Source organism: Nostoc sp. NMS9 (assembly GCF_017114995.1).
In the GTDB taxonomy this organism is placed as follows: Bacteria; Cyanobacteriota; Cyanobacteriia; order Cyanobacteriales; family Nostocaceae; genus Nostoc.
This window is the reverse complement of sequence record NZ_JABXKL010000029.1, coordinates 1-25,357: the sequence shown is the minus strand read 5'-3', so window position 1 is coordinate 25,357 and position 25,357 is coordinate 1. Positions and strand designations below refer to the sequence as shown.

Below are 25,357 nucleotides of genomic sequence, written 5' to 3'. Positions count from 1 at the left end.
GCCGCTCAGAACTAGAGTGAAAATGCGTGGCGGGGCTTAAACAAAAATTAAGCCCAAGTGTAACCCAAACTAGCTTTATAAGCAGCAAATACGTCACGATGAACGGTCAAACAATCGAAAAATCGAAAAGACATAGCTGTTCTAAAGGCGTTATTAGCTTCAGTAAAAGTGTTCAAAGTTTTCTAGCTCTATCGCTATTTTTATGGTTACTAAATATTAAATCCATACTTTTTCAACCTGTTATCCTTATGTAGAAAGGGTTTTGCAGTTTTACAACTTGGTATTTAATAATAGCGTAAGTCACTTTAGCATAAGGGGAGCGATAGAATCTTTTTTGTTTAATTCTCATTAAATCAAAGTCTGAGAATTTGGCTTCAATTATTGTTTTCCCGGAGTTACAAAACAGGGTTAAACTACGATGTCGCTAGATAAGTGTAATGGGCAGTGGTTATACTGGTGGAATGCCCAATTGGATGTTGTTTTTTATACACTAAATCCTTACACAATGCAACATCTAATTAAGTACAGTTATTATCTACTATTTACTGGAGTACTTAGCATTACCGGTGTGATTGCAATGTATACTCAAGCTGCTGTAATCCAAACTGACACTCGGATTAAAAATCTTGCGGATCAAGTGACAGTTCAGGTCAATGCTGCTGAAGATGAGGGTGGTTCTGGAGTAATTATTGCCAAACAAGGGGATATTTACACCGTTCTAACTGCAAATCATGTAGTTCGAGACACCGATCGTAGCTACAGAGTTAAAATAAACAAAGACGAAAACTATCCTGTTGAGGAAGTTAATCGTTTGCAAACTGATGCCAATTATCCCGATCTAGCTATTGTCAAATTTCGCAGCCCAAAGAACTATACAGTGGCGACCCTGGCAAATATCCCTCAAATCACAGTGCCTTCTATGATTTTTGTCTGTGGCTTTCCTGCCTTTGAAGACCCGACTAATAGAACAGCAGAATTTTCGCGGGGCGATGTGTCTAGCTTCAATCCAGCCCGTTCACAAGGGTATGCTATTCACTACACTGCCCCTACTTGGAAAGGGATGAGCGGCGGCCCTGTTTTTGACGTTTCAGGTCGAGTTGTAGGCATTCATGGACAGGGAGGCGACACTAATGTAGGCATGGTCAAAACCACAACTTCCTCAAAAAGTGATAGTTCTGAGGATAATCTCATCAAAACAGGGTTTAATTCAGCTATTCCCATCACTACCTTTCTTGAGCAATTACCTAAAATTGCTCTGAAGAAAGCTGATTTGCAGTTAGATAATTCGGTCATAGAAACTCCCGAAGCAATATCCATCGATCCTTATTCCCAGGGGCTAGTTAAGTATGAGGCTGGCGATCGCCAAGGTGCAGTAATAGCCTACAACCAAGCACTCAAAGCAAATTCTGAAAATGCTGATGCCTATTTCCAAAGAGGACTGATTCAGCATGAAATGGGAGATTTGAAGGGTGCGATCGCAGACTATACCCATGCGATCAAAATCAATCCTAAATATGCAAATGCTTATTACAACCGCGCTATTATCCGTGCTGAAATCGGAGATTCGGATGGGGCGATCGCAGACTATTCGCAGGTTATTAATCTAGAACCAGGGCCAGCTTCAGCGCTCAATAACCGAGGTCGCTTGCTGAGTTTTTCAGGTCAACAACAAGAAGCGATCTTGGATTTCAATCAAGCTTTGAAGTTTGAGCCAAAACGCCCCAATACCTACCTAAACCGAGGATTAGCTCACTATAGGCTCAAAGACTTTGAAGGAGCGATCGCAGATTACACACTTGCTATTACCTACAAGCCAGATTATGCCAAAGCCTACGGAAATCGTGGTGCGGCTTATGCCAAACTTAGAAATAGAGAAGCTGCTATCAAGGATTTTCAGCAAGCAGCTAATCTTTTTCTGGAACAAGAACTGATTGATGATTACGAAAAAGCGCTAATACAATTGGAAAAAGCCAAGCGTGAGTTGTAAGCTGATTATCTACTGCCAGGGTTGCGGGAACCCATATCTAGACTAGCCTCAAGGAAGTAGACAGTAGGACAGTTCTCACTGGCACTGGAACATGCTGTCTCAAGAGCGACACTATTCACATTAGCAACGTCAAGAATAACTGTTTTCACTTCTCCAGCAGGAACAATGATTTGACCAGCCTTATTACCCTTAAGAAATACGGAGACTATTGGATCAGCAGGAGCTTTATCAGCATCACTTCTTCCAAACACAAGTTTTAGTGTTTTTGGTGTTGGGCCTTTACCCGCATTTCTAATCTTGCAGGTGAATGCAGAAGTGAAATTTGGAAAACCATCAATATAATGACTGCTCATATACAGCATCGCTGTATAAAGCTCTCTACCAACAGAAACATCTTGACTGATTTTGTTCCAGTGTCTTCCACCTGTATCTACACAGTCCCTAGACATTAGTGAAACAGTGTTTGCTAGAGCCTTTAAGTGCAGACTATCAACAGTCCACATCATTAAAGGAATTGACAAGGAAATAATTGCTTGCTTTAGCTTCATAGTGACGCACTTAATGTATTCTGAAATATGTGTTTTTGTAAAGAAGAACTTAGTTATATCGTGCCCATATTGCGTTAAAAATGAACGCGCACAAGGATATCTCTGCGAGGGTAACCACCAGCTTCAATAGTTAGTTGCACTTCACCAAATCCTGCTTTGCGGTTTTGTTTTAAGTCATAGCGAGAGGTTACTTCTCCTAAGTTGGTTCTATAGTTGGTGAAACCAACACCTGTCCTACCTCGCTCTGGATCGTCATCACCTTCCCAAGTACCCCAATCATCATACTGAGAACGAACAGGAATTAGAGAGCCAGCGATTTCGTCGTTATCTAACTGCTGGGCGCGCAGATACTTACTTGCAACGTGGATTGCAGTCATGGTGGGGCCAGAGATTGCCGCAGAACTGAGATCATCTTGGTACTCTTGCACAAACCCAAAACCAACATTGGGGCCTAGTCTCTCTTGCTTTTTACGTCCCCATAGATAGTTTTCACCAGCACCTGGCTCAGTGGACGTTTACCCAGTGATACAGTAACCGTTATCATCTCAAGCGTGACAGCAATTGTCACCTCTCTCATCCCCTGGCTTTTGGATAACTCATTGAAAGACAAAAATTAGCTCACCTAAAAACTCGGCTAGAATTTAAGTCCCAGTAGCAAGATAAATCGCTAGGCTGTTAGCTTTGGATAACTAAAACCCTACTTTTCTCTACTGTCCAAGTTCTTTGATGTTACCCATGACTTGTTGGTATAAATCGTTGTTACCTTGACTTTGAAAAATACTTGCTGCTTGTTGTAAGTCCTTAAGCGCTCCCTGTTTGTCTCCATTGGTGGCGCGGGCATTTCCTCGGTTATTGTAGGCAGGGGCAAAGTTGGGATTAAGGCGAATGGCTTGATTGTAATCTGCGATCGCACCCTTGAAATCTCCATTGGCAGCACGGGCATTTCCTCGGTTATTATAGGCGATCGCATATTTGGGGTTAAGGAGAATCGCTTGATCGAGATCGTCTATTGCCCCTTTTTTGTCTCCATTGGTGGCGCGGGCATTTCCCCGGTTATTGTAGGCTTCGGCATAGTTGGGATTCAGGCGAATCGCTTCACTGTAATCTTTAATTGCTTCTCTGTTGTTTCCCAGTGAGGCGCGGGCATTCCCCAAGTTATTGTGGGCTTCGGCATCGTTAGAGTTGATGCGAAGTGCTTGATTGTAATCTGCGATCGCTTTTTCCTTGTCTCCCAAATCAAAGTAGGCTAATCCCCGCGCGTTGTAGGTGGCGCCATACTGAGAATTTTGACTAATTGCCTTACTATAAGAAGCGATCGCAGCTTGCAAGTCGCCGTTTAAATGCTGATTCTTTCCCTGAAGATAAAATTCCCCACCTCTGGAAGTTGTAGCTGAACGACGGCTAGGTTGACTAACTCCTATTTCTGTCACCAATACATTGTCATTCTTACTACAAGAAACACTGCTAATTGCAGTCAATGTAGTAAAAATAGCTATGGTAAATAAAGTATTTACCCTTGTTCGCTTTTGCCCAAATAAACGCCGTCTCATAAGTTAATATAAACTGCCATAATACCTGAACGGAATTAGTACCAAAATCTAGATTTTAATTCTTTAACTGAATAACTATTCTAACTTTTGTTAGGACTTTCAAGTTAATTGACAAATTTCCCTAATATTTTATAGATTTATCAGAGAAGGTAGGAGGAAAGAATTATTAAATTTAAATATTTATTCTTCACAATAACTCTATAAATTCTGACATTTGTAGCCTGATGAACAATTTACTCATCTTCAGCTTCACTCTCTTGAGTTTTGGGAATTAGCCGCCAAGAAGTATTTTTGTCAATATCTACAGACAATTGTTCTAGATTTTGCCCTAAATCTTTTTGGAGTTTCTGAGTTAGTGTGATCGGAAAATCTAAATTAATACCTTGAGTTTGTGCTAGCTTTGCCAATTCTGTAAATGCAGCTTTGATTGTAGTCCGTTCATAACTAGTCAGCTTATAATCATAAGTTTCTGATATATTCTGAGCCTGCATAGCTTTTTTTATACGTTCTTGCAAATGCTCAAATTCGGAATTCAACAACTTCCATTGCTGCTCAACTTGCGAGTATCTAGTACTTAGTGATATTAAGTCTTCCGTTGCAGGTTCGGGGCTGGCTTGGGCTTGTAAGCCTAACAAGTTTAGGTGAATTTGAGCAAGATAAATGCAGTCTAGGTAAGCATACTCTATCTGTTCTTCAGTCAGAGGGCGTTTTCCCCAATCACTTTTTTGTTCTTGTTTATCGATATTATTAAAGCTACAAAGTGCTGTAGCTATTGTCTTGAGTTGGTAGTTGGGTAATGGCAAAAGATAATAGGGAATTTTTTTGGCCATTTCCAAAGTGCAAGTAATATTTTTGGCTTTCTTGCTACCGAGAAATTTTAGATCGTAACTCGCGTTGTGAAAAACTTTTTCAATCGCAGAATTTATCATAATTTTATCAATAAATTCAGCTATAATAGTAGGCTGATCTAAGACATCTAAAAGATAGACGCGATCGCCACTCATATCTTGAGGATTATCTAATACCTGAATCAGCGATAATCGGGGATTACGACTTTTATAGTCAGCGACTTCTGTATCTATCCACAGTGTTTTAGCGTTTGTATATTCAGCGACAATGGCACGAATTTCGCTAGCCGAAGTAAGGTAGGGCATTGGCTAATATTTCCTGATATTTAAGGCATTGTAAGTAAGCTATAGTTTTATAAAGTAACATTTTGTTGGTAAGTTTGCTGGCATAGGATTGCAAAAACGCTGAAGTTTGGAATTCATCATAGACATCGCCAAATTGACTCAAATCTGATAACATCGAGTCACTACTGTGGAGTGGCATAGTCTACCATCGAAAGAGCTACTGTGCATCTAGATTAAATTCATAGAGAGCCACAGACTGTGTGTAAAGCCATCCTGGTTAGCAGCCATCAGAAAAATTGAATTGACATTTCTCAAAACCGGGTGCAAAATTTTAGCTTCAAGAAATCGTCCAAATTTCAATTTTCAGTAACCTGAGCTATTGCTTAAGCACTTTTGCTACTTCACTTTTAATTGTTTTTTTTAAATTTGCTCCTCACCATGACACACACTTCAATTAACCGCTTCAAGTACTAAATTCGGAGATAAATAATGAAAAAGCTAATTCTATTAGTAGTTAGTAGCATTTTGGTAGTTGGTACTTTTGGCTGCCAAGACTCTTCTAAAACTGGTTCCGAAACTCCTAGCACAACTAATGAAGCGGCTCAAGTACCAGCAAAACCAGCTTCGCAGACAAATCAAACTGCCAAAGTTCCAGAAACACAAACGACTCCTTTAGCAGCTAGTACAGGTACTAAAGTTAAAACCGATTCTGAAAAAACGGCATCAACAAAAGCTAAGGGCGACTTAAAAACTGAAGTTAGCGCCAAGTTGAATAAAGACCTACCAGGCAACAAGTTACAAGTTGAAAACAAACAGGGTGAAATTATCCTTAAAGGTACAGCCGCTTCTGTTGAAGAACTCAAGAAAGCTGAAACCTTGGCTAAAGAAGTTCAAGGTGTGAAGACAGTGAAGGTCGAAGCAAAAGTTGATACTGTAAAAAAGCCATAAAAGAATAACTAAAGCTTTCAGTTAGCATCGGCATGAAAGCCAAATAGAGACTTACATCTGTGTAAGTCTCTGTTTTTTACTTACTTAAATAAAAGTAAGGAATAGGTACTTGATACCCAATACGGTTCGGTTAACATATTTGTCTCTCGAAGATCCCCCCAACCCCTTAAAAAGGGGGGCTTTTTCTCCTCTTTACCCCCTTTTTAAGGGGGTCGTCGCAGGCGGGGGGATCTTATCCGAACCGTATTGAGTTGATACCACTTGAGTAAGTTTATATAGAGGTTATCGGTTGAGTAAGGTACAAAAACTCCACCCCCAAACCACTAAGAGGATGTTTGAAATTCTATATTTTCATCTTTCAACTTCCATTATTTGAACCTCGATAAATTCGCTCCATCTGCTCTGGAGAAAGTCGTCTCATTGGAAACCACTCAAATGCAGAAACAGACTGTTTCTCATAAGGTTGAACATCATCCTGCTGGTTTAGAGGGGAACGCACTGCTACATTGGTATTTGGAACTTGACCCCTGAACGACTCATCTATTTCTGATTCTGGAAGCTCAGTTTGAGGCAAAACATAAGCGTGCTTCTGGGGATCGTATGCGAAAACTTCTCCTGTTTCAATATGATAAATCCAAGCATAAATGCTGAGTTCTCCCCGATAGAGCTTAGAGTGAATCACTGGATATGTCCGCAAATTCTCAATTTGAGTAAGAACATTTTCGGCAATCATAATCTCTAGCAGTTCTTCTCCGTCGTAGTCACTGTAGTGGTCTATAACTAGCCTTCGAGTTGCTTCTGCATATTTAAGCCAATCATGTACAAGCGGCATTTCATCGCTGAGATTGTGTAACTTCATTAATCCTTTCATTGCACCGCAATGAGAATGACCACAAATAATAATTTGGCGAACATCTAAAGCTTGAACAGCATATTCAATTGTCGCACCTTCACCGCCATTACTTGCCCCATACGGAGGGATAATGTTACCTGCATTGCGAATGACAAATAATTCACCAACTTGGGCTTGTGTAATTAGATTTGGATCGAGACGCGAATCAGAACAGGTAATAAATAAGACCCTGGGCTTTTGACCATGTGAAAGTTGCTCAAACAATTGTTGATGTGTCGAAAAATAGCTAGATTTAAATTCGCGCAGACCTTTAATTAATCTCTTCATTACTAAGTTCTATAAATATTTGGGGGTTAAGAACAAATCACAGACAGCAAATTGAGGTAGTAAAGAGGACTTTCTTTCTACGTTTTTCCAATTGTAAAGATTACTATATTATAAATTCATTTGGTGCTTTTAATATCCTCTACCATTTGGTTGAGTTACTTTTTTTCCTTGCTCCCTTCTGTTCCTTAGCAGGTCACATTAGGGTGTGAGAATGCCTTGAGCCTATTTCAAACTAGTTATATCTTGAGATAAATTTTTGAATTACGAGTAATTAGGCGGACATGATATTATCTGCTCTGGGAAAATTTTGATGGTCAGTTTGCGACATCAAAATTTTTGCCGTACACTGAGCGATCGCCTGTGGTAAGCCTTTTGGGTGAAGCTTGCAGGCTCACCGCAAGGCGTCTACTATAATTTCCAATTCTCCCCCTTACCCTCTTGCGAATTCTTAATTAGTTGATACACTTGTTCTTCATTAGCCCAGGGAACCAGCGCCTATGGTGCACATCAAGCGCGTGGAACTTACGAACTTCAAATCCTTCGGTGGCACTACTTCTGTCCCTTTGCTACCGGGGTGTACTGTCATATCTGGGCCAAATGGTTCGGGTAAGTCTAATATCTTAGATGCACTGCTCTTTTGCCTGGGACTCTCTAGTTCTAAGGGAATGCGAGCCGAACGCTTACCGGATTTGGTAAATAACACTCAAACGGCTAAAGGACGTGCTTCGATTGAGGCTAGCGTCACGGTGACATTTGATTTGTCGGATGAAATCTCACACAAAGACGCAAAGGCACAAAGGGAGGAAGTAAAGGAAGTAGAGGAAATAGAGGAGGTAGGGGAAGCTGGGGAGGTAGGGGAAGAAAATCCAAAATCCAAAATCCAAAATCCAAAATCGGGAGAGTGGAGTGTTACTAGAAGGCTACGAGTTACTCATCAAGGGACTTACACATCGAATTACTATATTAATGGTGTACCTTGCACGTTGACAGAGTTGCATGGAGAACTAAGTAACCTCCGGGTTTATCCTGAAGGTTACAATGTGGTACTGCAAGGGGATGTCACCAGCATTATCTCGATGAATGCGCGGGAACGACGGGAAATTATTGATGAATTAGCTGGGGTGGCGGCGTTCGATCGCAAAATTGTTCAAGCCAAATCAACTTTAGATGAGGTAAAGGAAAAGGAAGATAGCTGTCGGATTATTGAGACAGAATTAACTGCACAGCGCGATCGCCTTTCCCAAGATCGGGCGAAAGCTGAGAAATATCAAAAACTCCGCACAGAATTTCTCGCGAAGCAATCCTGGGAAGCTGTTTTATCATGGCGATCGCTACAAGCACACCAAGAAAAGTTAGTTCACGAAATTCAAACAGGCGATCGCAACTTTAGCGAACTCACTACCCAACTCACAAACCTAAATTCCGAAATCGTCCAAAAAACTGCTGAACTCGAACAACTCAATGCCCACGTGAAAGCATTGGGAGAAGAGGAACTTTTGGCGGTACAATCTACCCTCGCCACCCAAGAAGCAGAACGTAAACAACTCCAGCGTCAGCTAACGGAATTACAAACAGCAACGCAGGAAACTGCCAAACGTCTGACTCAAACTCAGCAAGAGATTCAAAAACACCGTCATTCCCTAGAAGAAATTGCCAAAACACACATTGTAGAGACGCGATTCATCGCGTCTTCCCAGCAGCAAAGGAATGAAGCACAGCAAGCTTTAGAAAGTTCCCGCGAAGCCGCCGCAGAAATCGCCTCGGCTTCGGAAGCCTGGGTGCAGCAACAAACAGCATTTAACCGTCAAATTGAAGCTTTGCTGCACACCCTAGAACCACAACGCACCGAACAAGCACAACTCCGGGAACGCAATAATCAGTTACAGCAGCTTATCCAAGAGCAAACTCAGTTAATTGAACGCGACGAACCATTATTAGCAGAAAAACAAACTCAGTGTAGTGGAGTTGAAACGGAATTTAACACCTCTAGCGAACCCATCCAAAATTTAGCCCAAAATCTCTCAGCCACAGAACAAGAACTGCAAATCCAACAAGAAACCCAAAAACGGTTACTTTCTGAACAACGGGAAAAACAACGCCAGTTGGATAAAATCGAGGCGCAAGCGCAAGCACAACAAGAAGTCCAAGGAACCCAAGCTAGTAAAGTCATTTTACAATCGGGAATACCTGGACTTTGTGGCTTAGTTGTGCAGTTGGGAAAGGTGGAACCTCGCCATCAACTTGCTTTAGAAATGGCTGCTGGGGGACGCTTGGGACATATTGTGGTGGAAGATGATGGTGTAGCCGCAGCGGGTATTGAACTGCTCAAACAGAAACGGGCAGGGAGGGCAACTTTTTTACCACTGAATAAAATTCACGCTCCCAAATTTACCCAAGATGCAACACTGCGTTTTGCTAGTGGCTTCGTTAACTATGCTGTTAACTTAGTCGATTGCGATCGCCGTTACAAAGATGTATTCAGCTATGTTTTCGGTAACACGGTAGTTTTTGCCAACCTAGAGGCGGCGCGGAAAAATTTAGGACTGTATCGCATCGTCACCTTAGACGGGGAACTTCTGGAAACTAGTGGTGCAATGACTGGTGGTAGCAACACCCAGCGTTCGTCCTTGCGGTTTGGCAATGCGGAAGCGGCGGAATCTGATGAAGCGATCGCTTTAAAAACTCGCTTGGTGGACATTGAGCGAATTTTAGAGCGTTGTACCGAAGCGATCGCTACTTTGTCAACCAAAACAAAAAAACTCACCCAGGAACTCACCGAAGCGCGTCAGGCGCGGCGAGAACAGCAGTTGCAATTGGAGCAGTTGCAAAAAGACATTAAGAGTTTAACAGTGCAATTAGAGGGGACGCGATCGCAACTCGCCCAAAACAGCGAAAAATTAGCCACTGCTCAATCCCGTCTGGAAATTTTAGAGCGGGAATTACCTGGGCAAGAAAATGAATTGCAACAATTGCGACAGGCGTTAGCAGAGTTAGAAGCATCCCAAACCCCCAGTGAATGGCAACAAATCCAGGCAACCATAAAAATCCAAGAGCAACAATTACAACAACGCGAAACAGCGTTACGGGAAGCTGAACAAAGATTAAAAAATTTAGAAAATCAGCAACAACGTTTGCAAGAAAAAATCCAAGAAGGTGAAACGCGAATCACCGAATATGAAACCCAGCAAATCTCTTGTAGAGAAGCGATTCATCGCGTCTCCACACAAATCACAACGATAGACGATCAAATCACCCAAACCCGCGCCAACCTCAGCCTTATGGAGCAGAATTTGGGCGAAGAGAAACAAAAACGCGACGCTACAGAACTGGAAGTGCGATCGCACCTTTTGCGTCAACAGCAATTGGAATGGGAAATCCAAAAACTCCAAGAAATCCAAGAGAAGCGGCGGGAAGAACTAATTGCACTGCAAACTCAATTGCGGGATGTGGGAGCAGAATTACCAAATCCGCTGCCGGAAGTTCCAGATCAGGTAGATTTAGAAGAATTGCAGAAAGAATTGCGATCGCTTACCAAACGCTTACAGGCAATGGAGCCTGTGAATATGCTGGCGTTGGAAGAATACGAACGCACTCAAAACCGTCTCCAAGAACTCACGCAAAAATTAGAGACACTAGAAGGGGAACGCACCGAATTACTTTTGCGGATTGAAAACTTTACCACATTGCGGCAACTTGCCTTTAAAGAAGCTTTCGATGCTGTCAACGAAAACTTTCAATCAATTTTTGCCATTCTTTCCGACGGCGACGGCTTCTTGCAACTTGAAAATCCCGAAGATCCCTTTAGCAGCGGACTGAATTTAGTCGCGCACCCCAAAGGCAAACCCGTACAGCGTCTAGCTTCCATGTCTGGGGGAGAAAAATCACTCACCGCCTTGAGCTTTATCTTTGCCCTGCAACGCTACCGTCCATCGCCATTTTACGCTTTTGACGAAGTAGATATGTTCCTAGATGGGGCAAACGTAGAACGATTAGCTAGAATGATTAAACAACAGTCACAACAGGCGCAATTTATAGTTGTGAGTTTGCGTCGTCCGATGATAGAATCAGCCGAACGCACAATTGGCGTTACTCAAGCACGAGGAGCTTACACTCAAGTTTTGGGGATTAAGTTACAATCATCCAATACATCTGCTTGAGTTTTTGTTAATAATAGTGTATAGATAAACCACGTAATGTGTGACTTTCTCTCAAACCTAACCCCCAACCCCTTCCCTACCAGGGAAAGAGAGCAAAAATCAAAGCCTCTCGTTCACTGGGATAGAGGAATGGAAGTGGGGTTACAAGAATAAGTTGCACGTCGCGTTAAACCGGATTCGAGATCAGGACTCGGTATAGAATGACCTCCGAACAGATAATTAGGCGTTCCGACATATTAAATACCCAGGTGATTACCCGCGACAACGGCAAGCGGCTAGGCATCATCAGTCAAGTCTGGGTTGATATCGATCAACGAGAGGTTGTGGCTCTTGGTTTGCGAGACAGCCTGATCTCTATTTCGGGCATACCGCGCTATATGTACCTCAACAACATCAGCCAGATTGGTGATGTCATCCTGGTTGATAACGAAGATGTCATTGAAGATATCGAAGTTGAATCTCTCAGTAATCTGATTAACTGGGAAGTAATTACAGAAACAGGTGAAGTCTTAGGCAAAGTTCGGGGCTTCAAGTTCAACGGCGAAAGCGGGAAGCTTGAATCTATAGTCATTGCTTCTTTAGGATTGCCCCAAATTCCCGATCAATTTGTGAGTACTTACGAGTTCTCAGTAGATGAAATTGTCAGCACTGGCCCCAATCGGTTGATTGTGTTTGAGGGAGCCGAAGAACGAGTAAACCAGTTGACAGTTGGTTTACTAGAGCGCCTGGGTATCGGCAAAGCACCGTGGGAACGAGATATAGAAGAAGAATACGGCTATACTCCACCGCGCCAAGTTGCACCAGGTAATCAACTGCCTAGTGGAGTGCCATTGCAGCCACCCAGGCAAAAAGTTCGTGCTCCTGAACCCGTAGCGCAAGAAGAAGAATGGAATGAAGACTATGTGGAAGAAGAAAGGCCACAGCGTCAGGTAATGAAGGCGCGGCAGTATGAATCTATTCAATACGAAGAAGATGAGGAAGAAGATAACTGGAGCGAAGCAACGGGCAACGACAGGTATCAACAACCGCAGCCGCTAAAATATGAAGCCCAGCCTTACAGCAAGCCTTATGTTGACGAATACGATGATTATGACGATGTAGAGGGCGACGCTTGGGAAGATGCGCCAAAGCCTGTGAATATTCCTAAGAAAGTCAAGGAAAGACAGCCAGAATACGAAGAAGAAGGCGGATATTAAGTAATTCGTAATTCGTAGTTCGTAATTTTCGGCTTAAATTACAAATTATTTCTCTGATAAATTCAGTCCTCTCTTTGCAAGCAATGAGGGGGCTAATTTTTTAGGATAAGTGAGGGAGTGGAGAATGGGCTATTGGCTCAGGGGTAGATATTCAATTCGATCCTGGTATTCATAATCCGAGTCCCTTTGAGTCGAATGTCATCTGGTGCAAGCGCGTTGAAATACTCTTCCAGTTTCATAAAGCAAGACCCCTCGAATGAACATTCTACTTCAATCATAGAAGAACGCTAAAACAGTTTGTAACTAATTAGTTAAGTGTTCAGAAACTCACCAAAAACTGTTAGCGTCAAACAAAGTAAAATATCGCTGTGGACTTTCGAGCTTGAAAACCCGTTCTAATTACTGGCAACTGCTACCTTATATCCGACTCCAGTGGCAAACTATCACCAAGGGACTTATTGGGATCTTGGGATACGTGCTGGCGACTTTAGTATTAATTAATCTTGCCGGTAAATTGGCAATTCCTTTTGCCCAAGGTAATGTGGTCGCGATCGCTCAAATAACTGGCAGCTGTGCTTTAGTGTTTCTTGTCAGAGGCTTATTTCAGTCTATACAAGATATGTACATAGCGAAAGCTGCTTTGAGAGTTGCTTTTCATCTCCGCCAGCAAGTCTATGCACATCTTCAAAAGCTAAATCTCAGCTATTTTGAAACGGCAAAAGCTGGTGATTTATCTTACCGCCTCACCGAAGATGTTGACCGCGTTGGCGAAGTGGTAAATAAAGTATTTCACGACTTTATCCCCTGCATTTTGCAGTTACTTGCAATTCCGATTTACATGATTTACCTAAATTGGCAACTGACATTAGCAACGGTGATAGTTGCACCACTGATGGGTATTTTAGTCGGCTGGTTTGGTGAACGCTTGGGCAAATATTCCTTAAAAAGTCAAAATCGCGTGTCGGGTTTATCAGCTATCCTCGCGGAAGTTTTCAACGGGATTCGTTTGGTACAGGCTTTTGCTGCCGAAAATTACGAAATCGCCCGCTTTGGCCATGAAGCAGAACGCAGTCTCAAAGCAAAATACTCAGCCGAACGCCTCAAAGCGATTCAGATTCCCATCATCGGATTTTTGGAAGCCTTAAGTGCGTTATCGTTACTGATTGTGGGAGCATGGCAAATTTCCCAAGGTAACTTGACAGTAGCGAATTTTTTCAGTTATCTGGCGGCGGCGGCGCTGTTAATTGATCCTATTGGTCACACTACTAACAACTACAACGAATTTAAGCAGGGTGAAGCATCTGTTGACCGCGTTTTTGAATTGATGGCAATTCAGCCAACGGTGATCGAAAAGATAAATGCGATCGCTCTCCCCCCAGTCAAAGGCAAAGTAGAATATCGTCATATTTCCTTCGCCTATAAACCAGGTGAACCTGTATTAAAAGATATCAATTTATTGGTATCACCAGGTGAAGCGATCGCACTTGTAGGTGCTTCTGGCGCTGGTAAAACTACATTTGTGAATCTTTTACCCCGTTTTTACGATCCTGAAGTTGGTCAAATCTTCATTGACGGTGTTGATATTCGAGATGTGAAGTTGCATAGTCTGCGGCGACAAATTGGGATTGTTCCTCAAGAAACCATCATGTTTTCGGGGACAATTGCCCAAAATATCGCCTTTGGACAAGATATTTTTGACATAAAAGCAGTTAAAGAGGCAGCGAAAATTGCGAATGCACATCAATTTATTAGCCAACTACCAGAAGGTTATAAGACTTGGGTAGGCGAACGTGGGGTAAACTTATCAGGTGGACAAAGACAAAGAATTGCGATCGCTCGTGCTGTTCTGCTCAATCCCCAAATATTGATTCTTGATGAGGCGACATCAGCCTTAGATTCCGAGTCAGAAGCTTTGGTACAGGAAGCGCTAGAAAGATTGATGGAAAAACGGACGGTGTTTATTATTGCTCACCGTTTATCTACAGTGAGACGGTGCAATCGTATTTTAGTTCTCGAACAGGGTCAAATTCTCGAATCGGGAACCCATGAAGAATTATTAGCCTTAGAGCGTCGTTATGCGCGGTTCTATGCTCAACAGTTTAGTTAGTCAAACGATTTTGAATTTTAGATTTGCGATTTTAGATTGATTCTGCCCAGAAGGGACGGGACTGCTATATGCTGCTAGCCAAAATAATGCCAGATTCTAATTCGATTAATATACTATCTATTCTTAGAGATACTCTCGTTCTATTTTATGGAGTTGGTGCAGATAAAATTAATTATGCAAACGTGCGTGGTGGAACAAAACAAGCAGCCCAAAGTGTAAGCCAATGACTAATAGCAATGAGTATAGTTTTAAGAGTCAAAAGTCCATATCAAGACTGGAATTGGCATGGTACATTGTCTTGCGAAGCGTGGCAATAGGACTAATATCTGGAGGTGTACTGGGTGTGCTTTTTTGTCTTTTGTTTTTTGTTTTTACGGGAATGCTTGGTGCTGGATTAGGCTTAGGACTGGGGTTAGTTAATGGGCTGTTGGTGAGTGTCATAACATGTCTATTCTTTTACCCACTAAGGCATATTCGACTCTATCATGTAACAGTCAAGGTTATTAGTGCTTCTGTAGCTGGAGTCGGAGTAGCAATCTTCGGGCCTTGGTACTTTTCTTCGACACCAATGTTTTCGAGACCGATGACACCCAGTTCAGCAGTTTGGCTTGGCTTTGGCTCTGTACTTGCGTCTGTGATTGCTGGATTGGCAGGATGGTTAGCAGGTCAGAATATTTCTCAATGGTATGAACAAAAAACTAAAGGAGACGGGCGAGAACCAATAGTCAGTAAAACACTGCATAGTACTATTACCCCAAACAAAGCAGACCAACATCTAGAAGCTATTCTGTCGTCTAGAAATTGGGTCTGGATATGTGTTGGTTTACTTTCTTTTTTGTGTTCTTTTGCAGGAAACAGGCTTTTGCAACTTCTAGTCTGTGGTACTCAGGATGTGGTTTCTTGTCTTCCTTCTCCTCGTCTTTATACATCAATAATAGCAGGTTACAAAGTAGTCCTTCCTGTAATTGTTGCGATCATTTTGATAGTTAAGTTATTGCAAAGTCGATACAAGAAGCACGATAGTTAGTTGATAAACTGAATGATTAGTTTCGTCAATGTATTTATCCAAACTCGGTTTTCTGCGCGAATGCTACTCATACCCCATTTTCTCATGGAAACGCAGGGAAAATGCATCTAAATATTGACAATAAAGCAGGGAAGCAGAGGGGCAAAGGAAAAAAATATTTTCGGTACAAGCCTTGCCCCTTGCTAACTATCTCCTAAACTGAATTGCCTTGATTAACTCATAAAAAGGTTGCCAATTGTCTTCCTGGGCAATTGATTCCCAAGTAGATTCAATTACTGGTCTTAATAATACCGTTTTTGGATTATGAGCAGCTAGAGTTTGAGCAATTACATCGGTGCGATCGCTATCAAAATCGTTCAAAATTTTATGGTATAGTATGCACCAATCATCAAACATTCCTGACGCACCTGTTACTGGCACAATATCTGAATTATTCATGACAAAACCTGGTTCATCTCGCCATTTTGATGAAAAAGTACGAGCCATCTCATAAAAAAACTGGTGATAACCAACTTGGCTATCTTTCAAAAATTCAACCGTTAGATTCAACACTTCCGCAGCTTGTGGATGTGGCAAATCTGAAAAGCCTAACTTTTTCAACATCAAAGAACTGTATTCAGCTTGATAATACTTATCAAACATTGCTAATCTAGCTTCCATTTCGCCTTTATCAATAATCGCCTTTAAAGGTTCTTGGAGCATTTGTAAATTCAGTTGGCAAATACTTGGTTGATTACCGTAACAGTAGCGTCCATAATAGTCAAAATATGCAGCTATAAAAGATGGGTTATAACTCGGAATAAATGCGTAAGGCCCATAGTCAAAACTCTCTCCAGTAATCGACATATTGTCAGTATTGAGAACTGCATGACAAAAGCCAGCCGCCATCCACTGTGCTACTAGTTCTGCAACCCGTTTAACTAATTCGGCGTAAAACAGGGTATATTTATCTTCTTCAGCATTTAAGTGTCGATAATACTGCTCAATTACGTGGTCTAACAGCTTCTTAGTTAAATCTGGACGTTGAAAATAGTGCAGTCGTTCAAAAGTGCCAAATCGAATATGAGAACTGCTCATTCTAATCATCACAGATGAACGGGTAGGTGAAGGTTCATCGCCCCGCCAGAGTGGTAAACCTGTTTCAATCATGCTCAGACAGCGCGAAGTACGTACACCCAAGTAGTGTAGTGCTTCCGCAGCCAGAACTTCCCGCATTCCACCTTTGAGCGTGAGCATACCATCGCCACCACGGGAGTAGGGCGTTCTTCCAGAACCTTTAGTGCCAAAATCGTACAATTCGCCATCATTGGCGCGTACTTGCCCGTAGAGAAAGCCTCTACCATCACCTAACTGTCCGTTATATTCACCAAATTGATAGCCGTGGTAACGCAGAGCCAACAAGGGTTTGCGTCCCAGGAATTTGCCAAAGGCTGTGATAAAATCTTCGTCTTTGACTACTTGGGGGTTTAAACCGAAACGGGGTAATAGTTCATCGTTACGCCAACGTAGGAGGTGTTGGGGAAATTCAGCTGCTGCAACCTCATCGTAGTAGTCACCGCCTAGAGATTCTAAGGCAGTTTCGTAGTTGAGGGTGAGAAAAGGATTGCTAGAATTCTTGTCGTTTGGAGTTTCAGCCAGAGTCATTACGAGCAAAGCTTAATTCATTCTTCCTTTAATACTACCTCTGGCTTCAGCATCATCAGCATAGACGCAAAAAGCGACCCATATCTAAATGCTATCAAAATCTGGAGCGCTTCAGCTTCAGGAGGCAGGAGTAACCCACCTTGAAAAGCGTGGAATTGAAGTAAGAACGAAGCATCCTACGGTGGGCGTCTCCTTTTCTGCCAAAAACAGAGGCTATGCGAACGCGGAGCGTCTCGTAGAGAGCGAAGAAGACCGCACTGACTTATTTGTATTTTATGATACTTTCTGACCGATGCAATTCTTCTTTTTAAACTGGCTAATGACCCAAAATTGCCTTCTTTTAGAAGAAATAAAGTTTTGCACATTAAAAAAAATAAGACTGGCTCAACCGAAGTTTGGATAAAATCCGCCAGTCTTGCGAAACTTAAACTTAATTAAATAAAACTGATTTTTTATTTTTTAATTGGTTGTGATGTTGGTGCAGCAATTCCTACTGGGTTTGATGTTGTTTGTGATACCTGTGAAGCTAGAATTTTTTTTACTTGCAGGTTATAAGCTTGCAAAATTGATTGAACCTGTTTCTGTTGATCTTGATTCAGATCCAAAGATTTTAAAACTATTCTTATTCTCTGACGGGATTGCAGTGCCGCCTTAAATTTAGTATCTTGGGACGGGTTTAATAGAGCCTCAATATCCTTATCTCTTTGCTGGCGAGCCACTTGGATTTGTAGCCGCTGTTGATTTGTGAGTTTGATTGGCTGGTGTGATGCAGCACTAGTCTGAGTTTTTAAGGCTGGTGTAGTGGCAGAATTTGGGCCTGGTGTTGCCAAGACAACTCCGTTTAAGATGGTAGCAAAAGCAAAGATAGTAGAAAAGACAGATAAGCGCTTTATAGAATTAATGAGCATTTTAAAAAACTCCTCAACTATTTAAGAAAATTGGACACATCGGCTAAAGCTAACCTTAATAACTGAGCCTGGTAGTGAACAAATATTACTATTGCATTTGCTTGTGGAGTTGTTGTGTAGTTATTATGAATTTACTATGAATTTGTAGATATTCACAATTGATATATTAAATTCATTCTTATATAGATATCATAGTATTGCAAATAGCTGTAAGGTGGGCATTACTTACAAAGTACAAATAAGCATTTGAATGAAATTTAAGCATTGCTTACTTAATATATAGCAATCCTAAGAGGCTATTTATAAAGTAAATCTAAAGGCGAGTATGAGGGGATTATCGCAAGGAGTAAGATACCTAATATACAGTATATTTACATAGTTACTCATGGCACGAAAGTCTTATCCCACAGACTTAAATGATATGGAGTGGGAAATCTTGGCTCCGTTAATTCCAATCCAAGCTCATGTTGATGTAATACGCCGCACTGAGCAAGAATTTCAGGTTCTCCCAAAACGCGCTTGTTGTAGAAAGAACATTTGGGTGGTTTAACCAGTACCGTCGTCTTAGTAAGGATTATGAGCGTCTCCCAGAAATCAGTGAAGCTGCTATATATGCTGTTATGACTCGTATCATGCTGCGTCGTCTTGTGGTCTAAAGATTTACTTTATAAATGGTCTCTAAATGGATTTATAGCAGTCCTAAATCATTCGTGAAAATTATATCTCTCTTTCTTGTTTCTTTCCTTTGCGTCCTTCTCTGACGAGACGCTGCGCGTTGGCGGAAGCCTCTCGTTAGCGTCTCCGTTCGCGCAGCGTCTCCGACAGGAGAAGGAGAAGATAAGGCGGTTCGTTTTCTAATCTATATTTTTCACAACTCAAATAGGATTGCTATATAAGCAGGTAAAATCGATAAATAAAATAAATAATCTTGACAATAATCCTCAGGTTTTTAAATTTTAGGTGCTTTCCAATCAGGATTTGTAAGACTTGTCAAAATATGATCTTCCCATAGCCCATTAATTAACAAATAGTCTCTAGCGTATCCTTCAATGACAAAACCGAGTCTTTTGAGTACATTACCACTGCGCCGATTGTGAGGCATATAATTAGCCATGACTCGGTGAAAATTTAACTCTTGAAATAGATATTGAGTTGCAGATTTTAACCCCTCTGTCATATATCCTTTACCTTGTTTATTTTCAGCAAGGTTATATCCCACATAGCAAAAATGAGCGACTCCTCGGACAAAATTACTAAAATTGACCGTTCCAATAACTACGGTAGGATTTTTTTTGGTAAAAACAAATAGTTTTAACGATTGCCCATTGATAAATTCTAGAAAACTATTCTCTATCTGATATTGCCAATATTCTTCAGTGAAAAAACCATCAGCCCAAAGAGGGTAAAATGGAGTGAGATAAGTTTTGTTATCAATGAAGTATTTAAGAATTTCGGGTATATCTTCATGGATCGCTGCTCGTAATAATAGGCGATCGCTTGCAATTATTGGCAGTTCTGATATCATAAATTACTTAATCGGCGGGATCTCTTCCCAAAACATTCTCTAAATTTTATAAATTCTCTCATAACCTGTGGTTTAGCACCAGCAGTTAGATTAGCTGTCTGATTATCACGACTTACCAAGTGTCATAGTTTTTTCATAAAGTTTGTCAAGAGTCAGAAGTCAATTAACTGATTTTATATAGACTTTGAATTCTTGACCAGCATGACAAAAGATATATGTATGCCCAATGCCCAATGCCCAATGCCCAATGCCCTTTACAAAAGATGGGGTGAGTATTTTTGCTCTTAATCTGCCATTCAACCAAAATCTTGATAAGCTGATGTCTAATATCTAGAGCGGAAGGATTGAGAGCCAATGGGTGATAAAGCACAGTGCGCGGCAGAACTTCGATAAAACTGCTTTGCCTAAACGCTGTACCGCAGCAGATTCAAGCAAAAGACAGCTCTTGATTAACCCAGTCTACAAGAAGGATAGTGATGTGGTGGGAATACGCTACGATTGGCAGGAATTAGAGATTCGGGTGATATACAACACGCCATTGCTAGAGCTTATTTATCAAGCTGCTAGCGTGCATCGCCAATATCAGGACCCAACAAAAATACAAGTTTGCAAGCTCATATCTATTAAAACGGGGGGTTGTCCAGAAGATTGTAGCTACTGCGCCCAATCTTCCCGCTATAAAACAGAGGTAAAGGCGCAAGCACTCCTAGAAAAGGAAACGGTAGTTAACATCGCCCAGAAAGCTAAAGAAACTGGTGTTAGTCGCATTTGTATGGGTGCTGCTTGGCGCGAGGTGCGGGATAACTCACAATTTGAGGAAGTCCTGGAAATGGTCAAGGATGTGACTGCAATGGGTTTAGAAGTGTGCTGCACTCTAGGTATGTTGACGGCAAATCAGGCCAGGAAATTGGAAGAGGCGGGACTTTATGCCTACAACCATAACTTAGATACCTCGCAGGAATATTACAGCACAATTATTACCACGAGGACATATAGCGATCGCTTGAACACAATTGAGAATGTCCGTCAGACAAATGTTACTGTCTGTTCCGGGGGTATCCTGGGCTTAGGCGAAACTGTCGATGACCGTGTTGGTATGTTACAAACTCTGGCAAACTTACATCCACATCCAGAGTCCGTGCCGATTAATATTCTCTCCCAAGTACCGGGCACACCTTTAGAAAATCAGCCTGATGTCCCCATTTGGGATATTGTGCGGATGATTGCCACAGCCAGAATTTTAATGCCAGCTTCCGATGTGCGTCTTAGTGCCGGAAGGGCGAGACTTTCTCAAGTTGAGCAAGCTTTCTGCTTTATGGCAGGAGCCAATTCTATCTTTTCCAGCGACGACAACAAGATGTTGACGGTGACAACTCCCTGTCCAGATTACGATACTGACCGAGAAATGCTGAATTTACTTGGTTTGGGGATGCGTCCGCCTTCCCAAAGACAGGAAAAGATAGCAAGTCCGGCTGTTGTAGGATAACTATCTGATTGTGGGATGGGCCTTTTGGCTATCCCACAATAAATAATTGGATATTTTTTACCTGAATTCTCTAAGCAGGCGTCAATAAAATCAACTGCTGTTGCAAAAGGGTTCTTACCCCATCCAATCCCAGTTCTACATTTGTCAAAATATCTGCAACTGTGGAATTAGCATCACATCTTTGCATAAACTCAAACTCTGCTACAGATAAATTAACTATCTGGTAATCGTAATTAAAGAAACATTGACTGGGAAATCCCTCAATACAAGGATTCAGTTCGGGAATCGCTGCTAGTAGAGCATTATCCTCTGACCAGTCAGCTTTGATTAAAGGAGGACGACCGAGGAAAAACTCGTAATGAGTTACTTCTGGGTCTAATAATTCTATCAGGCGATAAAGCTGGCGATCGCTCAGTTCTTTTGCCCGTTCTACTAACTCTGGTGCTTTGCCTAAAAGTCTTTCTAAATCCCAGAAATTCGGATTCGAGAAACCAATAAATTCCAATCCCGAAGCATCTATTAATTCAAACAGCGTCTCAATGTTGTAGTCAATTTCTTGAGGATGAACGTACATATCAGCAAAGTATTCATCCTTGTTGTTTTCTAGCGACCAACGTTGTTTATCATATTTGACAATTCGGTTATTTTCTGGTAGAGAGGCGAATATTTGTCGCCCGACTTGGACACCATCGCGGTAGTCGCCTTTTTTGTCACCTTGAATAAGTGCGATCGCTTTTTGCATGAGTTGAATTTCCCAGCGCCCCAACTCCCCGTACACAAAAATGTGCATTAAGCCGCCTGGGGCTAACTTCTTCGCCAAAGCTTGAATACCCCGAATGGGATCGGGGGTATGATGCAAAACGCCAACACAGTTAATTAAATCAAACTCACCCGGCAACTGTTCCACATCAAACAAGCTGAGGTGATGAAATTCAACGCGGGTAGCCCCTGAACGCTGACAACGCTCTTTGGCTACAGCTAAAGCGCCGCTACTAAGATCAATTCCCACAACAGAAGCTTGAGGATTGAGGTGAACCAGGTACTCTGTACCCACACCAGTACCGCAACCTGCATCTAAAATCCGAATATCTTGCTTTTGGGGTTTTTGACCTGTGCAGAAGTTGTGAGCGGCTAGCCAATTCCAGCGCCAGTTGTAGCCTGGAGGTGGTTCATCCAACAGGGCTTCCGGCGGAAAGGGGTAGGTATTGTAGAGTTTGGCAACAGCAGCACTAACAGTTTGGGAATCGGACATGATGAGGAATAACGCAGCATTTCTGAGTTTAGCGGATAGTGGCTGATTAGAGCAAAGATTACTATTGTTTATTTCCTGATATTTATCCAACAGCAAAGTCAGTAAATTGGCGTTTATAAGGAGCGTGAAATCCTAATACAATATCTTCTTTCGGTACACCAGCAGCAATTAATTCATTAGCGATACCGATTTCTGTACCATCTCTTTGTATCCAAATTTTTTTGTCTCTTATATCAACATGAATGATAACTCCATAAATTCTCCGTTGTTCTTTCCAGCCAATATTTAAGACTTGATAATGATGGCGTTCTGCGTCAAACAACAATTGAACTTCCGTGCCATTAGCTACGTCATTAGCGGAATCATTACTTAAAATATCTTGAATTATTTGAGAGTAATTTATTCCTTCCATAAAACAATGTCCTGACTTAAGGAATTAAATATTAAAAGTTTAATTTGATATTCTTTTAAAGAATCTTGAATAAATTGACGTGAAAAAAAGTCTTCGTATGTATCATGGCTAATAGCTAGATATAAAATGCGTTCTGGTTCTTCTTTTTTTAATGCTAGCCGATAATTCAAGGTTTGACCTAAAGCGAGATGAAATTCTGTTACTTCATAAGTAAAGCTGCTGAAGCAATGCAATTTCCTACATACTTTGGTGCTAATTGGGATGCTTTTGATGAATGTATCACCGATTTAACATGGTGTCCGGCTGAGAGATACGTCATATTGTATGACTATGCTGATATATTTGCTCAAGCTGAACCGACACAGTACCAAATAGCATTGGATATTTTAAATTCAGCCAAAGAATACTGGGAAGCGAATAATATTATTCTGAATTTTTTACCTCTAAACAAATAGGTCAGTTTAGCCTTGAGAAAAATTAAGATATAGTCCAATCTTCTAAACGTAAATTAGGAACTTTCTCAAAATATTTGCGGTTGCGAGTAACCAAAATACCATTCATTGACAGCGTAATTGCCGCAATGCGTAAATCTTGAGTACCAATGCGGATTCTTTGACGAATCAAGCCTTCGTAACAATTAATAGCAGACTCATCAAATCCTAGCGAACGCACATTTTTGAAAAACTCTAAAGTATCCTGTAGCTTTGCGTAAGCTAATAGCAATGCATCAGATGATGAAGCCTTTCTGATTACATTAAACCTACCACGCAGTTGTTCTTCAACTGTAATTATCGTTATGGCAATGTCTTCAGAATTAACTGCATTAATACGCTGTGTGATAACTGGATGCAACTGTTGAAAAAGTGATACGTGATCCGTATCAAGTATCCATAAAGTCACTTAGTTTCATCCTCTGCATCAAGTTGCCGATAATATTCCTCCATTTGTGCGTCAAGTTCACGACGATCAGCTTCTATATATGCCAGCATCTCGTCAAATTGTGGATCATCCTTGAACATACCTGCAAATTTCATCCAAGGATGTTCGGTTTGGGTAGGTTCAATTTCTAAAGTTACTATTTCTGGTTTTCGCTCTTGTAAAAGTTGAATTAGTTTCTCTAGTGCTTCTTCTTTAGTCACACCAGAACCTTGAAAATCTGGCAAGCCTAGCACTGTCGCACTAACCTCGCCATCTTGTTGATTTTCAATCAGCACATCATAAGTTAACTTGGGTACAGTTGTTATAGAGGTACTTTTTACAGCTAAATTCATAATATTTTGATATTTCAATTTTTATATTGATTATAACATTTAGGTCAATTTAGCCTTGAGACAAATTAAAATCGCTGGCTTGGTTAATTTGTGGTTTGATTTTTATCATATTGTCTTTTGCGATCGCTCCAATGATTTACAACCAATCAGAGTTTAATTTACGCTGTGAATGGGGGCCACAAGGAGTTGCTGAACTCGCTCCCATCAGTGATGTAGTTGTCATAGTTGATGTTCTCTCTTTTTCTACCTGCGTAGAAATTGCCACCAACAACGGCGCGATAATTTTTCCCTACGCAATGAGAGATGAATCTGTCATAGATTATGCCAAGTCAGTACAAGCAGAGTTGGCAAGTCATAGACAACGTTGGACTACAACTGGATATTCTCTCTCGCCAAAATCGGTAGTTCAGATTCCTGCTGGAACTAGACTAGTTTTACCATCACCTAATGGTTCTTTTCTGACTTTACATACAGGGAATACACCAACTTTGGCTGGTTGCTTGCGAAATTGCCAAGCTATAGCGCAGTTTGCTCAAAAGTATGGTGATAAAATCGCTGTCATTCCTGCCGGTGAAAGGTGGAAAGAAGATGGTAGCTTACGTCCTGCATTTGAAGATTTAATTGGTGCTGGGGCAATTCTCAGTTATTTAGATGGCAGTTTATCACCAGAAGCTGAAGTTGCTGTGACAACATTTCAGGCTTTCCAGCAGGATTTAGTCGGGTACTTGAAAAAATGCAGTTCGGGTAAAGAGTTGATTGAAAAAGGTTTTGAGTCAGATGTTGAAATGTCCGCTGCCTACAACGTTAGTGATTGCGTGCCTTTATTTACTGATAATGCTTATGTAAATTACATACTAAGTAGTGAGACATAAAAAATTATAAGATAAGAGCGGACAGTAATCGATGCTAGAAAATGCCTTCGCCATTAAGAATTCGGTTGACTCCAGAAGAAGACAAAACGTTGCAGGAGTTAAGTAAGTCGGCGGGAAAATTTACAAGTATGTAACAAAAGCTTAATTAGAGTCA

The 25,357-nt window shown here is 41.3% G+C and carries 24 protein-coding genes and 2 pseudogenes; 11 read left to right on the top strand and 15 right to left on the bottom strand.

The features are described from left to right. Positions 1 to 47: 47 nt before the first annotated feature. Positions 48 to 182, bottom strand: a pseudogene (locus HWQ40_RS10140) (IS701 family transposase); the annotation flags it as partial. Between the two features lie 236 nt (positions 183 to 418). Between HWQ40_RS10140 and HWQ40_RS10135 the strand changes: the two are divergent. Continuing rightward, positions 419 to 1,987 carry a tetratricopeptide repeat-containing serine protease family protein gene (locus HWQ40_RS10135; protein ID WP_292777253.1) on the top strand — a complete coding sequence of 523 codons (1,569 nt, stop codon included), beginning with the start codon at positions 419 to 421 and terminating at the stop codon, positions 1,985 to 1,987. A 5-nt stretch (positions 1,988 to 1,992) separates the two neighbouring features. Here HWQ40_RS10135 and HWQ40_RS10130 read toward each other — a convergent pair whose 3' ends face one another. From HWQ40_RS10130 to HWQ40_RS10110, 5 genes are all read right to left on the bottom strand, one after another. Further along, positions 1,993 to 2,535 carry a hypothetical protein gene (locus HWQ40_RS10130; protein WP_292777251.1) on the bottom strand — a complete coding sequence of 181 codons (543 nt, stop codon included), beginning with the start codon at positions 2,533 to 2,535 and terminating at the stop codon, positions 1,993 to 1,995. Between the two features lie 74 nt (positions 2,536 to 2,609). Further along, positions 2,610 to 2,963: a hypothetical protein gene (locus HWQ40_RS10125; protein ID WP_292777248.1), complete on the bottom strand. Its 354-nt coding sequence runs from the start codon at positions 2,961 to 2,963 to the stop codon at positions 2,610 to 2,612. Between the two features lie 279 nt (positions 2,964 to 3,242). Continuing rightward, positions 3,243 to 4,085, bottom strand: a complete 843-nt coding sequence (locus tag HWQ40_RS10120; RefSeq protein WP_292777246.1) for a tetratricopeptide repeat protein — start codon at positions 4,083 to 4,085, stop codon at positions 3,243 to 3,245. 233 nt (positions 4,086 to 4,318) lie between these two features. Further along, entirely contained in the window at positions 4,319 to 5,239 is a 921-nt protein-coding gene (locus tag HWQ40_RS10115) for a ribonuclease D (RefSeq protein WP_292777243.1), read from the bottom strand. Continuing rightward, complete coding sequence (locus HWQ40_RS10110; RefSeq protein WP_292777241.1) at positions 5,217 to 5,417, bottom strand: hypothetical protein; 201 nt, start codon at positions 5,415 to 5,417, stop codon at positions 5,217 to 5,219. Before HWQ40_RS10110 ends, HWQ40_RS10115 begins: the two co-directional genes overlap by 23 nt. A 290-nt stretch (positions 5,418 to 5,707) precedes the next feature. On the opposite strand from HWQ40_RS10110, the gene HWQ40_RS10105 reads away from it, so the two are divergent. Further along, the gene (locus tag HWQ40_RS10105) at positions 5,708 to 6,166 is read left to right on the top strand and encodes a BON domain-containing protein (protein WP_292777239.1); all 459 of its coding nucleotides are present in this window, start codon (positions 5,708 to 5,710) and stop codon (positions 6,164 to 6,166) included. 358 nt (positions 6,167 to 6,524) lie between these two features. On the opposite strand, the gene HWQ40_RS10100 is transcribed toward HWQ40_RS10105, so the two are convergent. After that, a complete protein-coding gene (locus tag HWQ40_RS10100) occupies positions 6,525 to 7,346 on the bottom strand; it encodes a carbonic anhydrase (RefSeq protein ID WP_292777236.1) in 822 nt (273 codons plus the stop codon). A gap of 497 nt (positions 7,347 to 7,843) precedes the next feature. On the opposite strand from HWQ40_RS10100, the gene smc reads away from it, so the two are divergent. The 5 genes from smc to HWQ40_RS10080 all read left to right on the top strand — a co-directional run bounded on the left by smc (position 7,844) and on the right by HWQ40_RS10080 (position 15,833). Further along, the gene (gene smc, locus HWQ40_RS10095; RefSeq protein ID WP_292777234.1) at positions 7,844 to 11,503 is read left to right on the top strand and encodes a chromosome segregation protein SMC; all 3,660 of its coding nucleotides are present in this window, start codon (positions 7,844 to 7,846) and stop codon (positions 11,501 to 11,503) included. A 200-nt stretch (positions 11,504 to 11,703) separates the two neighbouring features. Beyond that, positions 11,704 to 12,699: a PRC-barrel domain-containing protein gene (locus HWQ40_RS10090; protein ID WP_292777232.1), complete on the top strand. Its 996-nt coding sequence runs from the start codon at positions 11,704 to 11,706 to the stop codon at positions 12,697 to 12,699. Positions 12,700 to 13,081: 382 nt separating this feature from the next. Then, a complete protein-coding gene (locus HWQ40_RS10085; protein WP_292777230.1) occupies positions 13,082 to 14,806 on the top strand; it encodes an ABC transporter ATP-binding protein in 1,725 nt (574 codons plus the stop codon). Between the two features lie 68 nt (positions 14,807 to 14,874). Continuing rightward, the gene (locus HWQ40_RS35605; protein WP_366933947.1) at positions 14,875 to 15,033 is read left to right on the top strand and encodes an LCP family protein; all 159 of its coding nucleotides are present in this window, start codon (positions 14,875 to 14,877) and stop codon (positions 15,031 to 15,033) included. Beyond that, complete coding sequence (locus HWQ40_RS10080) at positions 15,030 to 15,833, top strand: hypothetical protein (protein WP_292777228.1); 804 nt, start codon at positions 15,030 to 15,032, stop codon at positions 15,831 to 15,833. The genes HWQ40_RS35605 and HWQ40_RS10080 overlap by 4 nt, the downstream gene beginning before the upstream one ends. Before the next feature lie 186 nt (positions 15,834 to 16,019). Here HWQ40_RS10080 and HWQ40_RS10075 read toward each other — a convergent pair whose 3' ends face one another. Beyond that, the gene (locus tag HWQ40_RS10075) at positions 16,020 to 17,477 is read right to left on the bottom strand and encodes a YdiU family protein (RefSeq protein WP_292777226.1); all 1,458 of its coding nucleotides are present in this window, start codon (positions 17,475 to 17,477) and stop codon (positions 16,020 to 16,022) included. A gap of 452 nt (positions 17,478 to 17,929) precedes the next feature. Next, positions 17,930 to 18,385, bottom strand: a complete 456-nt coding sequence (locus tag HWQ40_RS10070; RefSeq protein ID WP_292777223.1) for a hypothetical protein — start codon at positions 18,383 to 18,385, stop codon at positions 17,930 to 17,932. A 454-nt stretch (positions 18,386 to 18,839) separates the two neighbouring features. On the opposite strand from HWQ40_RS10070, the pseudogene HWQ40_RS10065 reads away from it, so the two are divergent. Further along, positions 18,840 to 19,041 (top strand): annotated as a pseudogene (locus HWQ40_RS10065) (transposase); the annotation flags it as partial. Between the two features lie 293 nt (positions 19,042 to 19,334). Here HWQ40_RS10065 and HWQ40_RS10060 read toward each other — a convergent pair. Then, positions 19,335 to 19,910 (bottom strand): GNAT family N-acetyltransferase, encoded by a 576-nt coding sequence (locus HWQ40_RS10060; RefSeq protein ID WP_292777221.1) that lies wholly within the window; start codon positions 19,908 to 19,910, stop codon positions 19,335 to 19,337. Between the two features lie 478 nt (positions 19,911 to 20,388). Here HWQ40_RS10060 and bioB point away from each other — a divergent pair, with 478 nt between their 5' ends. Continuing rightward, positions 20,389 to 21,396: a biotin synthase BioB gene (bioB, locus tag HWQ40_RS10055; protein ID WP_292777299.1), complete on the top strand. Its 1,008-nt coding sequence runs from the start codon at positions 20,389 to 20,391 to the stop codon at positions 21,394 to 21,396. Between the two features lie 70 nt (positions 21,397 to 21,466). On the opposite strand, the gene HWQ40_RS10050 is transcribed toward bioB, so the two are convergent. From HWQ40_RS10050 to HWQ40_RS10040, 3 genes are all read right to left on the bottom strand, one after another. Continuing rightward, entirely contained in the window at positions 21,467 to 22,648 is a 1,182-nt protein-coding gene (locus HWQ40_RS10050; RefSeq protein WP_292777219.1) for a class I SAM-dependent methyltransferase, read from the bottom strand. An 82-nt stretch (positions 22,649 to 22,730) separates the two neighbouring features. Then, a complete protein-coding gene (locus tag HWQ40_RS10045; RefSeq protein WP_292777217.1) occupies positions 22,731 to 23,060 on the bottom strand; it encodes a XisI protein in 330 nt (109 codons plus the stop codon). After that, positions 23,048 to 23,230 carry an element excision factor XisH family protein gene (locus tag HWQ40_RS10040; protein ID WP_292777297.1) on the bottom strand — a complete coding sequence of 61 codons (183 nt, stop codon included), beginning with the start codon at positions 23,228 to 23,230 and terminating at the stop codon, positions 23,048 to 23,050. The genes HWQ40_RS10045 and HWQ40_RS10040 overlap by 13 nt, the downstream gene beginning before the upstream one ends. A gap of 57 nt (positions 23,231 to 23,287) precedes the next feature. Here HWQ40_RS10040 and HWQ40_RS10035 point away from each other — a divergent pair, with 57 nt between their 5' ends. Beyond that, complete coding sequence (locus HWQ40_RS10035; RefSeq protein ID WP_292777215.1) at positions 23,288 to 23,515, top strand: barstar family protein; 228 nt, start codon at positions 23,288 to 23,290, stop codon at positions 23,513 to 23,515. A 22-nt stretch (positions 23,516 to 23,537) separates the two neighbouring features. Here the strand turns inward: HWQ40_RS10035 and HWQ40_RS10030 are convergent, their stop codons facing one another. Continuing rightward, a complete protein-coding gene (locus HWQ40_RS10030; protein WP_292777213.1) occupies positions 23,538 to 23,960 on the bottom strand; it encodes a type II toxin-antitoxin system VapC family toxin in 423 nt (140 codons plus the stop codon). Further along, a complete protein-coding gene (locus HWQ40_RS10025) occupies positions 23,957 to 24,331 on the bottom strand; it encodes a hypothetical protein (protein ID WP_292777208.1) in 375 nt (124 codons plus the stop codon). Before HWQ40_RS10025 ends, HWQ40_RS10030 begins: the two co-directional genes overlap by 4 nt. Before the next feature lie 131 nt (positions 24,332 to 24,462). On the opposite strand from HWQ40_RS10025, the gene HWQ40_RS10020 reads away from it, so the two are divergent. Continuing rightward, positions 24,463 to 25,203 carry a 2-phosphosulfolactate phosphatase gene (locus HWQ40_RS10020; protein WP_292777206.1) on the top strand — a complete coding sequence of 247 codons (741 nt, stop codon included), beginning with the start codon at positions 24,463 to 24,465 and terminating at the stop codon, positions 25,201 to 25,203. Positions 25,204 to 25,357: the final 154 nt, after the last annotated feature.

What these genes read in the sequence shown, in the direction of transcription:
- HWQ40_RS10020 (WP_292777206.1), top strand. Translation starts at nt 24,463, where the DNA reads ATGATTTACAACCAATCAGAGTTTAATTTACGCTGTGAATGGGGGCCA.
- HWQ40_RS10105 (WP_292777239.1), top strand. Translation starts at nt 5,708, where the DNA reads ATGAAAAAGCTAATTCTATTAGTAGTTAGTAGCATTTTGGTAGTTGGT.
- HWQ40_RS10075 (WP_292777226.1), bottom strand. Translation starts at nt 17,477, where the DNA reads ATGACTCTGGCTGAAACTCCAAACGACAAGAATTCTAGCAATCCTTTT.
- HWQ40_RS10070 (WP_292777223.1), bottom strand. Translation starts at nt 18,385, where the DNA reads ATGCTCATTAATTCTATAAAGCGCTTATCTGTCTTTTCTACTATCTTT.
- HWQ40_RS10090 (WP_292777232.1), top strand. Translation starts at nt 11,704, where the DNA reads ATGACCTCCGAACAGATAATTAGGCGTTCCGACATATTAAATACCCAG.
- HWQ40_RS10110 (WP_292777241.1), bottom strand. Translation starts at nt 5,417, where the DNA reads ATGCCACTCCACAGTAGTGACTCGATGTTATCAGATTTGAGTCAATTT.
- HWQ40_RS10100 (WP_292777236.1), bottom strand. Translation starts at nt 7,346, where the DNA reads ATGAAGAGATTAATTAAAGGTCTGCGCGAATTTAAATCTAGCTATTTT.
- HWQ40_RS10025 (WP_292777208.1), bottom strand. Translation starts at nt 24,331, where the DNA reads ATGAATTTAGCTGTAAAAAGTACCTCTATAACAACTGTACCCAAGTTA.
- smc (WP_292777234.1), top strand. Translation starts at nt 7,844, where the DNA reads ATGGTGCACATCAAGCGCGTGGAACTTACGAACTTCAAATCCTTCGGT.
- HWQ40_RS10080 (WP_292777228.1), top strand. Translation starts at nt 15,030, where the DNA reads ATGACTAATAGCAATGAGTATAGTTTTAAGAGTCAAAAGTCCATATCA.
- HWQ40_RS10050 (WP_292777219.1), bottom strand. Translation starts at nt 22,648, where the DNA reads ATGTCCGATTCCCAAACTGTTAGTGCTGCTGTTGCCAAACTCTACAAT.
- HWQ40_RS10130 (WP_292777251.1), bottom strand. Translation starts at nt 2,535, where the DNA reads ATGAAGCTAAAGCAAGCAATTATTTCCTTGTCAATTCCTTTAATGATG.
- HWQ40_RS10045 (WP_292777217.1), bottom strand. Translation starts at nt 23,060, where the DNA reads ATGGAAGGAATAAATTACTCTCAAATAATTCAAGATATTTTAAGTAAT.
- HWQ40_RS10060 (WP_292777221.1), bottom strand. Translation starts at nt 19,910, where the DNA reads ATGATATCAGAACTGCCAATAATTGCAAGCGATCGCCTATTATTACGA.
- HWQ40_RS10120 (WP_292777246.1), bottom strand. Translation starts at nt 4,085, where the DNA reads ATGAGACGGCGTTTATTTGGGCAAAAGCGAACAAGGGTAAATACTTTA.
- HWQ40_RS10135 (WP_292777253.1), top strand. Translation starts at nt 419, where the DNA reads ATGTCGCTAGATAAGTGTAATGGGCAGTGGTTATACTGGTGGAATGCC.
- HWQ40_RS10035 (WP_292777215.1), top strand. Translation starts at nt 23,288, where the DNA reads ATGCAATTTCCTACATACTTTGGTGCTAATTGGGATGCTTTTGATGAA.
- HWQ40_RS35605 (WP_366933947.1), top strand. Translation starts at nt 14,875, where the DNA reads ATGCTGCTAGCCAAAATAATGCCAGATTCTAATTCGATTAATATACTA.
- HWQ40_RS10115 (WP_292777243.1), bottom strand. Translation starts at nt 5,239, where the DNA reads ATGCCCTACCTTACTTCGGCTAGCGAAATTCGTGCCATTGTCGCTGAA.